Origin of the sequence: Acidihalobacter sp. (genome assembly GCF_037381185.1) — a bacterium.
In the GTDB taxonomy this organism is placed as follows: domain Bacteria; phylum Pseudomonadota; class Gammaproteobacteria; order DSM-5130; family Acidihalobacteraceae; genus Acidihalobacter_A.
In genome coordinates this window covers 41,153-54,920 of record NZ_JARRQY010000025.1, presented here as the reverse complement: position 1 = coordinate 54,920, position 13,768 = coordinate 41,153, and the positions used below count along the sequence as shown (strand labels likewise).

13 protein-coding genes are annotated in these 13,768 nt (G+C 64.8%); 4 read left to right on the top strand and 9 right to left on the bottom strand.

Annotated features, from left to right (window positions below; all coding sequences use genetic code 11):
• The first annotated feature begins 44 nt into the window (after positions 1-44).
• Positions 45-626: a DUF6622 family protein gene (locus P8014_RS10030; RefSeq protein WP_337817182.1), complete on the top strand. Its 582-nt coding sequence runs from the start codon at positions 45-47 to the stop codon at positions 624-626.
• On the opposite strand, the gene P8014_RS10025 is transcribed toward P8014_RS10030, so the two are convergent.
• The gene (locus P8014_RS10025) at positions 623-1,237 is read right to left on the bottom strand and encodes a glutathione S-transferase (protein WP_337817181.1); all 615 of its coding nucleotides are present in this window, start codon (positions 1,235-1,237) and stop codon (positions 623-625) included. The genes P8014_RS10030 and P8014_RS10025 overlap by 4 nt on opposite strands.
• A gap of 310 nt (positions 1,238-1,547) precedes the next feature.
• A complete protein-coding gene (locus P8014_RS10020; RefSeq protein WP_337817180.1) occupies positions 1,548-2,801 on the bottom strand; it encodes a divalent metal cation transporter in 1,254 nt (417 codons plus the stop codon).
• 175 nt (positions 2,802-2,976) lie between these two features.
• Here P8014_RS10020 and P8014_RS10015 point away from each other — a divergent pair, with 175 nt between their 5' ends.
• The 3 genes from P8014_RS10015 to P8014_RS10005 are packed head-to-tail and all read left to right on the top strand — an operon-like array spanning position 2,977 to position 5,794.
• A complete protein-coding gene (locus P8014_RS10015; protein WP_337817179.1) occupies positions 2,977-3,732 on the top strand; it encodes a (Fe-S)-binding protein in 756 nt (251 codons plus the stop codon).
• Positions 3,729-5,150 (top strand): LutB/LldF family L-lactate oxidation iron-sulfur protein, encoded by a 1,422-nt coding sequence (locus P8014_RS10010; RefSeq protein ID WP_337817178.1) that lies wholly within the window; start codon positions 3,729-3,731, stop codon positions 5,148-5,150. Before P8014_RS10015 ends, P8014_RS10010 begins: the two co-directional genes overlap by 4 nt.
• Positions 5,147-5,794: a lactate utilization protein gene (locus P8014_RS10005; protein WP_337817177.1), complete on the top strand. Its 648-nt coding sequence runs from the start codon at positions 5,147-5,149 to the stop codon at positions 5,792-5,794. The genes P8014_RS10010 and P8014_RS10005 overlap by 4 nt, the downstream gene beginning before the upstream one ends.
• A gap of 13 nt (positions 5,795-5,807) precedes the next feature.
• Here P8014_RS10005 and P8014_RS10000 read toward each other — a convergent pair whose 3' ends face one another.
• The 7 genes from P8014_RS10000 to P8014_RS09970 all read right to left on the bottom strand — a co-directional run bounded on the left by P8014_RS10000 (position 5,808) and on the right by P8014_RS09970 (position 13,747).
• Positions 5,808-7,310, bottom strand: a complete 1,503-nt coding sequence (locus P8014_RS10000) for an FGGY-family carbohydrate kinase (protein ID WP_337817176.1) — start codon at positions 7,308-7,310, stop codon at positions 5,808-5,810.
• 15 nt (positions 7,311-7,325) lie between these two features.
• A complete protein-coding gene (locus tag P8014_RS09995) occupies positions 7,326-8,963 on the bottom strand; it encodes a hypothetical protein (protein WP_337817175.1) in 1,638 nt (545 codons plus the stop codon).
• A 90-nt stretch (positions 8,964-9,053) separates the two neighbouring features.
• Entirely contained in the window at positions 9,054-9,950 is an 897-nt protein-coding gene (locus P8014_RS09990; protein ID WP_337817174.1) for a dihydrodipicolinate synthase family protein, read from the bottom strand.
• Positions 9,951-9,986: 36 nt separating this feature from the next.
• Complete coding sequence (locus P8014_RS09985) at positions 9,987-11,285, bottom strand: TRAP transporter large permease (RefSeq protein WP_337817173.1); 1,299 nt, start codon at positions 11,283-11,285, stop codon at positions 9,987-9,989.
• Positions 11,282-11,785, bottom strand: coding sequence for a TRAP transporter small permease (locus tag P8014_RS09980; RefSeq protein WP_337817172.1), 504 nt, complete (start codon positions 11,783-11,785; stop codon positions 11,282-11,284). Before P8014_RS09980 ends, P8014_RS09985 begins: the two co-directional genes overlap by 4 nt.
• 107 nt (positions 11,786-11,892) lie before the next feature.
• Entirely contained in the window at positions 11,893-12,843 is a 951-nt protein-coding gene (locus P8014_RS09975) for a DctP family TRAP transporter solute-binding subunit (RefSeq protein WP_337817171.1), read from the bottom strand.
• 133 nt (positions 12,844-12,976) lie between these two features.
• Entirely contained in the window at positions 12,977-13,747 is a 771-nt protein-coding gene (locus P8014_RS09970; RefSeq protein ID WP_337817170.1) for an IclR family transcriptional regulator, read from the bottom strand.
• Positions 13,748-13,768: the final 21 nt, after the last annotated feature.

The following is a 13,768-nucleotide window of genomic DNA, read 5'->3' as shown; positions in this document are numbered from 1 at the left end:
GTGTGCGCCCTGTCGCCGACCGTACGGACCAAGGAGTGCTTCGCATGTCGATAAGTGAAATTCTGCGCCACACGCCCACGTGGGTGTGGTTGCTGCTGGCGTTTTTGCTTTACCGGGGCCTTAAGGCCATGGTGCCGAGGACGATGGCGCCGAGGCGCATGCTGATCCTGCCGGTGGTTTTCTTCGTCTGGGCCGTGCACGGGATGCTCGGCGAGTTGGGGGCGCTCGGCTACGCCTTGACCGGATTTGGGGTCGCGCTGGTGGTCGGAGTGCTGTTCGGCCGTTATCTGGGCTACCGTCAGGCCGCGCCGGAATACGATCCGGGGCATGGAGTGATTCGCAGGCCCGGTTCGGTCGTTACCCTGGTGCTGATCGTCGTCGCTTTCGTCTCTAAGTACACGCTTTCGGTATATCTGGCCTATCGGCCGGAGTTGGCTGTGACGGTGGGGTACTGCGGGCTTTACGGCGCGCTGTCCGGCCTTACCGACGGCGTGTTCTGGGGGGTGATGTTCACGCAGCTCGGGCGCGCCATACGCGGTGCCGGAATCGCTCCTACGCCGGCGAACCTGCTGCAGGTCATGTTCGCGGAGTCGCCGGCGGCCGAAGTCTCCGGCCGGAGGCGTTAGCCGACCGGTTCGATGCCGGGCATGTTCACATAGCCCGGCAGCGCCTGGATGCGGCCCAGCCAGTTGCGTACCGACGGGTAGGGTGTGAGGGGGAGGTCGCCCTCGGGCGCCAGGGCGACGTAGGGATAGCATGCGATGTCGGCGATGCTCGGCGCACCGCCGCCGGCCAGCCAGTGCTGAGTGGCCAGCTGCTTCTCGAGCAGTTCCAGCGCGCTGCGCCCCATTGCCTGGCAGGCTTCCAGGTCGAACGGCCGCTGGAACAGAAAAACGGCTCGTGCTCGCGCCAGTCCGTAGAGAATTTCGTTTTCGGAGACGGCCAGCCACTGCATGGTGCGGCTCAGAGCGAGCGGCTCCTCGGGCAGCCAGCGCGTGTCGTGGCGGCGCGCCAGGTAGACCAGGATGGCCATCGAGTCCCAGATCACGGTGTCGCCGTCGACCAGCACCGGCAACTGCCCGCGCGGATTCAAGGCGAGGAACTCCGGCTGCCGGGTGTCGCCGCCGTTCAGGTCGACGGTGATGCGTTCGTACTCCAGGCCGAGCAGGGACAGCAGCAGACGGACCTTGTGGCAGTTACCGGAGAGTTCGAAGTCGTAGAGGTGTAATCGGTTCATGAGAGAGGCTTCCAGGAGATGCGGTTTTTGCCGGACCAATGAGTCTAGCCCGCCTGTGTCACCGATTTCCCGGATGAGCGCGCCAAAGATGGTTCTGAATGCTCGCTTGGACCGAGGGGCATAGTCGTCGCTATGCCCCGAGGGAGAGTGGGCGCTCAGGACCTTGTCGGGAGTGCTATTGCCGGGAAAGCCCGGCAGTGGGGCAGTGTGCATCGGTCGGCTTGTTGAAGATTTTACGTCAGATCGATCCATGTGAACTGATCAGGGCGGATTGACGGCAGAGTCCTATTCATACCGATTGCACGGCGCGCTACAAGCCGGGGATGCTGCTCAATCCACCGTATACGCCGAGTCCCGCGGTGACCGCGCTCACGCCGAGCACGAGCCACAGATAAGGGCCGCGCAGGCGGTGCCTGGGGGGCAGCGCCTTGATCGCCAACGCGATCAGAAAGCCCAGTACCAGCGGCAGCAGCAGTGCGTTCATCACTTCCACGCCGAGGCTGAGGGTGACCAGGTTTGGAATGAAGATTACCGCCAGCGCACCGACTATGACGGCGAGGGTGTAGATGGCATAGAACCAAGGCGCCTCCTGCGGATGATTTTCCAGCGAGTGGCGATAGCCGCTGACTTCGCCGAAGCCCCAGGCCGCGGCCAGAGAGACGACGATCGCTGCCACCATGCCGGCGCCGAGTATGCCGAGGCTGAATACCACGCTGCCCCAGTCCGTACCGAGAAACGGTGTGAGGGCGTGGGCGATCTGCCCCACGGTGTCCAACTGGGCGTTGGGGTTGGAGCGCCCGAGCGTGGCGGCGGTGGCGACGAGCACCGCCGCCATCACCGCCTGCGTGAGCACCGCGCCGATGGCGGTGTCCAGGCGTGCGTGCCGATAGTGTTCGGGACGCAGGCCTTTATCGGCGACCGCTGACTGCTGGTAGAAGATCATCCAAGGCATGATGACCGCACCGATATTGGCCGCGACCAGGTACATGTACTCGGAATTGCCTAGAGGGACATGGGCCAGTCCGGCCAGGATGGCGTGCGGATCGGGGCGGGCGGCCAGTGCGACGGCGAAGAACACCAGCTCGAACAGGCCCAGCAGGATGGCGATGCGTTCGACGCGACGGTAGGAACCGGTCCAGACGACCGCCAGCAGGAATACCGCCGCAATCAGTACGCCGACGGCGCGCGGCAGGCCGAAAAGCTCGCTGACGCCGGCAACGCCGGAGAATTCTGTCAACAACGCGCCTACGGTGGCGATTCCCAGACCGCTGACCGAGACCCAGGCCCAGGCCGGGCCGAAGGTTTCGCGGATCAGTTCGCCGTGGCCCTTGCCGGTGAAGATGCCCAGACGCACGGTCAGCTCCTGCACGATATACAGGATCGGCACCAGCACGAGTTGCAGCAGCAACAGCTTGTAGCCCCATTGCGCGCCGCTTTGCGCTGCGGTGATGACGCTGCCGACGTCGGTGTCGGCAAGCATGACGACCAGCCCGGGGCCGAGCACGGTGAGAAAAATCTTCCATGAGGAAATGGGGCGAGATGCGGGCTGGATCGTTGCGTCCATCGTGGACTCCGCGAGAATGAGAACGATTGTCGTTCTTGAGAGTGCGTGTCGCTGAAATAGTTCAACGCCGAACGTACACCTTGCATGCACAACGGCGTGGCGGCCGGGCGTCGTGACTGTGTGGGGCAAATAGGGCAATATCGCCGGATACATGCAAGGATTGCGGAGTTGTACGATGCGAGTGGGATTGTTCGCGACCTGCCTCGTGGATCTGTATCGGCCAAATGTCGGTTTTTCCGCCGTTGAGCTGCTGGAACGCGCTGGCTTCGAAGTCCAGGTGCCTGCGGGGCAGACTTGTTGCGGGCAGCCGGCCTACAACAGCGGCGACCGTGACGACGCGCGGCGGATCGCGCGCCAGGTGATCGAGCAGTTCGAGGCGTTTCCCTACGTGGTGGCTCCGTCGGGTTCCTGCGCCGGCATGCTCAAGCTGCATTACCCGCGCCTGTTCGAAAGCGATCCGCAGTGGCAGGCGCGTGCCGAGGCCTTTGCCGGAAGGGTGTATGAACTGACCGCCTTCCTGGTCGATGTCGTGGGCATGGGCGGCGTCGAGGCTCGTCTCGACGGCAGCTACACCTACCACGATTCCTGTTCGGCGCAGCGCGAACTCGGCGTACGCGAGCAGCCGCGCAAACTGCTCGCCTCGGTGCAGGGACTGGAACTGCGCGAAATGGAGGACACCGAGGTCTGCTGCGGCTTCGGCGGCACTTTCTGCGTCAAGTATCCGGACATTTCCCAGCGCATGGTTTCCGACAAGGCGGCAGCTGTGAAGGCCAGCGGCGCGGATACGCTGCTCGCCGGCGATCTGGGTTGCCTGCTCAACATCGCCGGCCGGCTCAAGCGCGAAGGCAGCGCGGTGCGCGTGTATCACGTCGCCGAAGTCCTGGCCGACCGAACCGACCTGCCCGGTATCGGCGACGGAGAGGACACATGAATCCGGCGAGCACGCAGTTCAAGGCCAACGCCCGCGAGGCCTTGCACGATGCCCAGCTGCAGCGCGCGTTGACCAATATCCGCAGCGGCTTCGTTGCCAAACGGCGTGCGGCGCTCGAGATTCTGCCCGAGTTCGAGGCGCTGCGCCGCGCCGGAAAGGCGATCAAGGAACACGCGCTGGATAACCTCGATCTCTATCTGGAGCGCTTTGAGCACGAGGTCGAGCAGGCCGGGGGGCAGGTGCACTGGGCGCGCGATGCGGCCGAGGCGCGCGAGATCGTGCTGCGCCTATGCCGGGAGGCCGGCGCCGGCACCGTGACCAAGGGCAAGTCGATGGTGGGCGAGGAGATCGCCATCAACGAGGCGCTCGAGGCGGCCGGCATCACCCCGGTGGAGACCGACCTCGGCGAGTACATCATCCAGCTCGCTGGCGAGCCCCCCAGCCACATCATTGCCCCGGCCCTGCACAAGACCCGCGAGCAGATCATCGAGCTGTTCCGCGAACATCATGTCAAGTACGGTCTCACACAGGCGCTCGAGACAGTGCCCGAGATCGTCGACGAGGCGCGCAAGGTGCTGCGCGACAAGTACTTCGCCGCCGATGTGGGCATCACCGGCGCCAACTTCCTGATCGCCGAGACCGGCAGCGCGGTGGTCGTGACCAACGAGGGCAACGGCGATCTGACCGCCACGCTGCCCAAGACCCACATCGTGTTGGCCAGCCTGGAGAAGATCGTGCCCACGCGCGAGGACGTGGCCGTACTGCTGCGCCTGCTCGTGCGCAGCGCTACCGGCCAGCCCTTCACCGCCTACACCAGCTTCTTCACCGGTCCGCGCCGCGCCGAAGATCCGGACGGCCCGGAACACTTCCACGTCGTGCTGGTCGACAATGGCCGCAGCGCCATCGCCGGCGACGCCGATTTTCGCGAGGTGTTGCGTTGCATCCGTTGCGGTGCCTGCCTCAACCATTGCCCGATCTACAACGCCGTCGGCGGACACGCCTACGGCTGGGTCTATCCAGGGCCGGTCGGCTCGGTGCTCACGCCGCTGCTGATCGGGGAGGAGAAAGCCGCCGATCTGCCCAACGCCTCCACGCTGTGCGGGCGCTGCGAGGCGGTGTGTCCCATGTCGATCCCGCTGCCTAAGATGCTGCGCAAGCACCGCGAGCGCCAGTTCGCCGAGCGCATCGTGCCGCCGCGCCAGCGTCTGGCGCTGCAGGCCTGGGCCTGGCTGGCGAGCCGTCCCGGCCTGTATCGCCCGGCCGTGCGCGTCGGCGTCGGCCTGCTGCGCCTGTTGGCCGGGCGACGCGGTCGGCTGCGCAGCGTGCCGCTGGCGGGCGCCTGGACTCAGGCCCGCGATCTGCCGGCCCCGCAGGGAGGCACCTTTATAGACGCCTGGCATAAGGGACGGCGCCGATGAGTGAGGCGAAGCAAGCGATTCTGGCACGGCTGCGCGCGAATTTGAGCGACCCTGAAACACGCCGCGGCGCCGTCGAGCAGCGCCTGGATGCGCATGCGCGCGGTCCGGCCCCGGCGGTGGATGCGGATGCGGCGGCGGATTTCATCGCCCGCCTGGAAGCGGCCGCTGCGACGGTCGTGCGCGTGCATGACGGCGATGCCGTCGTGGCCGAGGCGAGCGCCTATCTGGAACAGCGCGAGCTGCCGCCCCGTTTGTTGCTGGCCGATGATCCGTGGCTGCAGGGCGTGGCCTGGCCCCAGGCGCTGCAGATCGACGTCGGCGCCGCGGCGCCCGACAGTCTCGTATGCCTGAGCGCGGCCTACGCGGGTATTGCCGAGACGGGTTCGCTGGTGCTGTTGTCCGGACCGGTGACGCCGACCGGGCTCAATTTCCTGCCGGATCACTATCTGTGCCTGCTACGCACCGTCGACATCGTGCCCCGGATCGACGACCTGTGGGGGCGGCTGCGGGCCGAAGGGCGCGCCATGCCGCGGGCGCTGAACCTCATTACCGGGCCCTCGCGCACCGCCGACGTCGAGCAGACCATTCAACTCGGCGCGCACGGTCCGCGCAGCCTGCACGTACTTCTGCTGGACGAAGCCTGACCGCGCCGCCGCGTCAGTTGGCGCCGAGGCCGTGCACGATGTCGCGCGTTGCCCGGTACAGCGCCTGATACTGCCGATAGCGCTGGTCGTACAGTGAGTAGTACTCCTCATTCGGCTGCAGGGAAGTCTGCGGCGGATTCCAGGCGTGAATGCTGCCGGGCTCGACGAGTCCGGCGCATAGGCCTGCGAGATAGGCATCGCCGTAGCTGGCGCCCAGGGTGATGCCCGGAATGTGCTGGCGCGCGTGGCTTGCGTCGCTGACGATTTGCGGCCAGGTCTCGCTTTGTGCACCGCCGCCGACGGCCATGATGCGGTCGATCGGCGCACCGATGGCCTGGAAGGTGTCCAGGTTGTGGCGGATGCCGAGCGCGACGCCTTCGAGTACGCTGCGGTAAAGGTGGTCGCGGCCGTGTGCGAGCGTCAGCCCTGCCAGCACACCCTTGGCCAGCGGGTCGTTGATGGGCGTGCGCTCGCCGCTGAAGTAGGGCAGCAGCAGCAGGCCTTCGGCGCCGGGCGGTACGCGCTGCGCGCCGTCGAACAGTTCCTGGTAGGCGCTGTCCTCGGGCAGGTCGCGGGCGAAGTGGTCTCGGAACCAGCGGGTCAGGCTGCCGGTGGTGCTCATGCCGGCGGCCAGCGCGTATTGGCCCTCGAAGGCCCCGGCCGTGGTCCATACACGAGGGTCGGGGTGCGGTTCGTCCTCGATCAGGATGAAGAAGGTAGTGCTACCGTACATGATCATCAGGTCGCCGGGCCGGGTCACGCCTGCGCTGATGGCCTCGGACAGGGCGTCCACCGCGCCGACCGCGACCGGGGTGCCGGCGGCCAGTCCGGTCGCCTCGGCCGCCGCCGCCGAGATCACGCCGGCCTGTTCGTCGCTCCAGCCCAGCCGCGGCAGCAGATCCCGCTCCGCCAGACCGGAGCCCAGTGCATCGTTCCATTCGAGCGAGTGGATGTCGATCAGAGGCATGTAATGGCTGGCGGTATGCCTGTCCATCACGTGCTCGCCGGTTAGCCGATAGACGAGGTAGGAGCTGGCGGTGTGCAGCTTGTGCGTGGCTGCCCACACCTCGGGTTCGTGACGCTGCAGCCAGCGAATTTTGGGGCCGATCGCCTGGCTTGTGAAGGCCATGCCGCTGTGACGTATCACGGCGTCCTCGCCAAGGCGCTCCGTGAGTTCGGCAATCTCGCTCACGGCGCGGGTGTCGACGCCGTAGAGAATGCCCTTGCGCAGCGGGCGACCGGCGGAGTCCAGCGGCAGCAGGCAGGGGCCGATGGCGCTGACCGCCACTGCGGCAATATCGCTGCCGCGGACCGAATCGCCGTCGATCAGCTCTCGGCACAGCTCGAGAACGTCGTTCCACCACACCCCGTCGGCGTCCTGCTCGGCCCAGCCGGGGTAGGGGATGTCCATGGTGTGCGGGACCGTGGCAGATTTGACGATCGTGCCGTCGGGCCTGACCAGCACCCCCTTGCTGCTGTAGGTGCCGACGTCGATGCCGAGAAGCAGTTCGCTCATGGGATGACTCTCCGTCTATCCGAGTTGGACGTCGCCGCAGAGATGCACTTCGACGCCCATGGCGTCGAAGGCGGCGGCCTTGCATGCGAGTGCACGATCCGCGGCATCGGAATCCGGAGCATAGGCGATCTGGACGTGGTTGGCCTTGAGCCGGGCCATCATGGCGTCGCGGTCGACGCCGTGGGTGACGAGGTGGACGATGGGCCATTCTGGCGTGGTGGCTTGACTGCGGCGCCGGGTTTCGGCCTCGGGCAGGCGCAGCACCGTGCCGCGGCCGAGGTCGACGTGCAGTCTGCCGTCCATGATGAAGACGCGGCTCCAGACCACGTCGCCCGGCTTGCCGCTGCCGGAAAGCGTGCTGCCGCCCTTGGGAAAGTACATGGCCGGCTGGCGATGGCCGTGGGCGCCGGCATAGCCGCCGTCGATATGGCTTGCCGGCACGGCGCCGCTGATCTGCAGGGTCCAGACGAAGGCGTCGACGGCATCGCCCTGCGCATCGGGGCCGCGGTAGCGTTCGCCCCAGCGCAGATCGTGCAGCGTGGTGGCGGGGTCGAAATCCAGCGTGCGCCAGACGCGGTTGGTGACCAGCGCGTCGAGCGCAGCGCCCTCGTCGACTTCGTTGAAATGCGGCAGCGGCTGGCCGGCGTACAATTCGGCGCCGCTGTGCGCGTCGAATACCGGCGGTCGCTCGACGTTGTTGAGCATGCCTTCCACCAGATCGCTGGCGGGCGCCATGTCCTTGAGTCCCTGCTGATACTGGATGCCGATCACGTCGCAGCCGAAGGCGTGCGCCATGCGTACCGCCGCGACATACATCTTCGCCTGCTCATGGATCTGCGCGTCGGTCAGTTCGGTGGCTTCGTCGGCGCCGGTGTGGAAGGTGATGCCGCGCGCGTCCAGCCAGTTGCGGACCGCTGCGGCCTCGTCGTCCCCGACCAGACGCATCTGCGCCAGCAGGGCGGACTGACTAAGGCGTTCCTTGAAGATGCCCAGGGGGTTGAGCAGGGCGTCTTCCATGATCGCGTTGTACATGCCCATGCAGCCTTCGTCGAAGACGCCGAGAATGGCCTTGTCGCGTTTCAGGGTGCTGGCGACGTCATGTCCGAGAGCATGCGCGTCTGCCTTGAGCTGGGCCGGCTGCAGGTTGCGCACGTGGCTCGTGTCGTGCGTGACCGTGCCTTCGGCCAGCCACTGTTGCAGCTTGGCGCGAAAGGTTGCATCGCTGCCGAAATCTTCGCTCCACAGCGAGCTGTAGGCGCGCCCAGCCTTGGTGAGGCTGCCGTTCAGGTTCAGCACGCCGACGAGTCCCGGCCAGGTACCGTCCCAGTTGGCCACGGTCAGCACGGGGCCGCGGTGATGGAGCAGGCCGGGCAATACGTGGTGGCTGTACTGCCACACCGCCTCGGCGACCACGACCGGCGTTTCGGGATCGATGGCGTTGAACACGTCCAGGCCCATGCGCTGGCTGCTGATGAAACCGTGTTTCTCTGCGGGGTCGTAGGGGTGGGCACGCGTCAGCGTCACGCCCTCGGCGGCAAAGGCCGCCGTGAGCTTGCGTTCCATCTCTTCCTGCACGGGCCAGCACATCTGGTTGGCCGAAAGGCGCAGGTCTCCGCTCGCGACGAGCACGGCGCTGTCGATCCGTGAGTTCATGGTCTCTCCTCCCGACGTCGTGTCGGTTGTTCAGGCCGGCGATGCCGGCCTGTTGTCGTGGTATGCGGGGGCAGCGTTTTTCGGCGGTGTTCAGGCGAATCCGCCGACGACGGCGCCGACGCGGTCGAATTCCTCGGCGCTCAGGTCCATGCCGGCGAGCCGCCCGGCGCGGCTGCCGCGCCCGAGGTGTTCCATCGCGGCCTTGATGGCGGGAATGATGTTGCCGTTCGCCGCGGCGATGATCCCGGCTGTCTCGTAGATCGCGAGCTGCGCGCTTTGCATGCCGGCGCGATCGCCCGCGCAGGCTGCGCGGTACAGCTCCAGGTAGGGTTCGACGCGCACGTTGCCAAGGCCCGTGACCACGCCGGCCGCGCCGGCCGCCAGCGAGGCGGCGGCCAGCATGTCGTTGCCCTGGATGCAGGCGAAGCCTTCGCCGCCGATGGTGTAGACCACCTGATTGAAGGTTTCGAAATCGCCGGAGCTGTCCTTGATGCCGACGACGTTGGGGTGTTTCGCCAGGCGGGCGATGGTGTCGAGCTGCATCGCGTTGTGCGTGTTCTGGGGGATGTTGTAGAGAATCAGCGGTACCGGGCTGGCGTCGGCGATGGTTTCGAAATGGGTGACGATGGCCGCTTGCGAGACGCCGTAGTAGTAGGGGGTGGTGACGGCGACGAAGTCGGGTTCAAGGGTCTGAAATTGCTGCAGTTCGGCGAGCGCCAGAGCCGTGGAGGGCTGGATGGATACCGCGCAGACGGCCACGCCCGCGTTCGTGCCCTTTTTGGCCAGTTCGAGTATTTCCAGTTTTTCCGCCGTCGTCAGGATCGCGCCTTCGCCGGTGGTGCCGTTGACGAACAGGCCGTGGATGCCGGCGTCTGCGAGATAGGCAAGCTGCCTGTCCACGAGTGCGTGGTCGATGCCGCCTGCGTCGGTCTGGCTGACGGCCAGAGCCGGGATGATGCCTTTCAGTCGTGCTGCCTTGTCATTCATGAATGTATGTCCAGTTTCCTTACCAGATGAAGGTTGTCAGTGATGCGCCGTCGGGCCGATGACGCTGGGTAGCCAGGTCACGGTTTCCGGGATGTAGGTCACGATCGCGAGCACCACGATCATGGCGCCGAGCAGGGGCCAGATTTCCCGTATCACGTCCCTGAGGGGGGTGTCGGAGACCGCCGATGTGATGAACAGCAGCGGTCCGTAGGGGGGCGTCGAAAGGCCGATCATCATGTTGAGCACGATCATGACGCCGAAGTGCACCAGCGACATGTGCAGTTGCTGGATGAGCGGAACGACGATGGGTATGAACACGACGGTGATCACCGAGGTGTCCAGAATCATGCCGAGCGCGAGGAAAATGAGGTTGATCAGCAGAAGCAGCAGGTATTTGTTGTCGGTGACGGTCAACAGCAGGTGCGCGACCATCGAGGGGATCTGCTCGACCGCGATCACGTAGGAGAACACGAAGGCGCTGGCCACCAGCAGGGTCAGCATGCCGGTCATGCGCACGGTGTCGACGAGCACTTCCCACAGCGCCTTGAGACCGATCGCGCGGTAGACGAACAGCGACAGGATCAGTGCGTACAGCCCGGCGATGGCGCCGGAGCCGGTGGGCGTGACGATGCCGGAGTAGATGCCGCCGAGCAGGATCACCGGCGTCAGCAGCGCGGGGAATGCGCGGATGGTGAAGACGACGAATTCGCGCGGCGTGTAGTGCCGTCCGCGCGGATAGTTGCGCCGCCGCGAGACGATGACCACGTAGATCATCAGCGCTATCGCGAACAGCACGCCGGGAATGATGCCGCCGATGAACAGCGCGCCGACCGAGGCGCCGGACAACAGCGCATAGATGATCATCGGGATGCTGGGCGGAATGATGGTGCCCATGGTGGAGGCGGAGGCCGCGATGGCGCAGCTGAAGCCGCCGTCGTAGCCGAAGCGCTTCATGGCGGAGATCTCCATCTTGCCGAGTCCGGCCGCTTCGGCGACCGAGGAGCCGGTCATGCCGGAGTACACCATGGAGTCGATGATGGTGACGTGGGCCAGGCCGCCGCGATAGCGGGCGAGGAAGGAGTTCACCCAATTGAAGAGCATGTCAGTGATCTCGCCGCGGTTCAACACGTTGGCGGTGAAAATGAACAGCGGCACGGCGATGAGGACGTATTCCGAATACAGCGTCGTCAGCACCTTGGAGGCGACGATGCCGACGTCCTGGCCGTTGGCGGCGAGATAGAAGATGCCGGTCAGCATCAATCCCAGCGCGACCGGAATCCGAATGAGGAAAATGAGGGCGAATACGACGAACGGAACGAAGAAGTGCCAGCTCATGCCGCGTGCTCCTCATCCGCCTGTGCATGCCCGAGGAGGATTCTGACGTCCTGCACGATGTCGATCGCGGTGTAGGCGATGACCATGATCAGAAAGACGAGAAAAGGGGCGTAGACGACCGACATCGGGATATTCAGGATCGTCGTGGACATCATGCCCATGAAGCTGACGTAGCGCAGCGCCGGGAGGAAGGCGATGCAGAATCCGATACAGACGATGCCGTTGGAGGCGATGCGCACGTAAGGCTGCAGGCGCTTCGGAAAGCGGTCGTACACGAGTGTGAATGCCAGATGCTCCCGCTGGCGCATGGTGTAGATGCCGGCGAACAGCACCGACCACACGAATGCCACCCGGGTGATTTCGAATGCCCAGGTGGACGGGGCGTTCATCACGTAGCGGTAGAAGATCTGCAATATGAACGCCATGAACATGACCGCGAACGACAGGACGGGAAGATAGATCTCCACGCTGTCGCGCAGCAGCCGGAAGGCCTTTTTCATTGCCGTGTCATCCTGTGTCGAGCGTCCGCAAGGCATCGGCGCGGCGGCCGCGGGGCCGCGCGCGCCAAAGCCTTGCATGTTGGTTGTGGAAGGGCTGAATGCGCCGGTCAGTTGGCTGCGGCGTTGGCCTGCTTGATGTAGTCGTACAGGCCGTTGGTGTTCCAGTCCTTGGTCACCGCCGGGTGCGCGGCGTACCACTTTTCGGCGTGGTCGTAGAAGGCCTGAATGTCCGGGTGCACGATCTTCACGCCGTGCTCGGAGAAGAACTTGACGAGTTCCGCGGACTGTTCGCGCGTCTGCGAGTCCATATAGGCGCCGGCGGCCTTGATGGCGGCACGGACGTCCTGCTGCTGAGCCGGGCTCAGGGAGTTCCACTTGTTGAGGTTGATGGCGGGGAAGGTCGGCTCGAGGCAGTGATGGGTCAGGCTGATGTTTTTCGCCACCTCGTAGAACTTCATCGCCTTGTCCGTCGGCAGCGGGTTGTCCTGTGCATCGATCACGCCGGTCTGCAGAGAAATGTAGACCTGGGTGAAGGCCAGCGGCGTGGGCTGGGCGCCGAGCGCGCGGGCGAGGTCCAGGAAGGCGGGGGTGTCGGGCATGCGCAGCTTGACGCCTTTCAGGTCGGCAGGCGTGCGGATCGGGTGTCCGACATCACGGTAGTTCAGCTGACGCGCGCCGAGATACCAGGCATCGAGCGGCAGCACATGCATCTTGCGCGCAACATCGGCGTAGAAGGCAGTGACCTTCTTGCTGTCCATCACCTTGCGGAACACCGCGTAGTTCTTGAACAGATAGGCCGACTGGAACATGGTGAACGTCGGCACCTGCTTCTGCGTCGTGCCGCCGCCGATGAAGGCCATGTCGACGTTGCCCAGTTCCACCGCCTGCTCCTGCTCGCTCTTGGTGCCGAACAACTGGCCGGAGGCGTAGATGCGCACCTTGATCTGATCGTGCGAGCTTTTCTCGACGCGGTTCTTGAAGATTTCCAGTGCCTTGACCTGGAGCTGGGAGGGCGAGGCGACCGTGGCGAAGCTCAGTACGACGGGCGATGCGGCCATGGCCGGCGGTACCGCCAGGCAACATGCCGCCAAAACGGGAAAAAGTGTGTTCCTGATCGTTTTCATGAACTGCCTCCTGTTGCTTTTTGTGTCCCTGCCTTTGCAATCGGCAGGTGGTTGTTCGCGACTCGCGTCAATGACCTGGCTGAGGTTTTCCGGTGTATCCGAGTCTGCGGGAGATGTTGTCGGCCGTCTCCGTGACGAGCTTTGAAATGGATGAAAGCCGCTTGAAGGTATTGCGTTCGGCCAGGCCGGAAACGCTGACGGAAGCGAAGACGCGCCCCTCGAAATTGAAGATGGGTGCACTGACGCAGCGCAGGAAGTCTTCGTGTTCCATGTTGTCGATGGCGTAGCCCTGCTTCACGATCTTGCGCAACTCGTCGCGCATTTTCGATTCCTCGTGAATGGTGTTCTTGGTGTACTGGTGCAGGCCTTTTTCCTTGATGATTCTCGACTGTTCGGTTTCCGGCAGATAGGCAAGGATCGCCTTGCCGACCCCGGTGCAGTGCAACGGGCAGCGGGCGCCGATGATCGATGTCATGCGAAACCGCAGGCGCGATTCGACGCAATCCAGATACAGCACTTCGTCGTTGTCCAGTACGGTGAGGTGGACCGTCTCCTCCGTTTTCTCGCTCAGCTCGAGCAGAAACGGATGTGCAAGGCGGACGATGTCGAACTGGTTCTGCGCGCGATTGCCCAGTTCGATCAGACGGCTGCCCAGGCTGTAGCGTTTGGTGTCCGCGTTTTTTTCCAGCACGCCCTCTGCCAGCAGCGTTTCCGCAAGATCGTGCGCGCTGCTCTTGGCCAGGGAGAGCGTCTGGCATATTTCGGTCACACCGAGCTCGCCACGCCGGCTGATTTCCTCAATGATGCGGAATGCGTTAGAGACAGTTTTGACGATCATTGTTTGACGTTCGTATATACG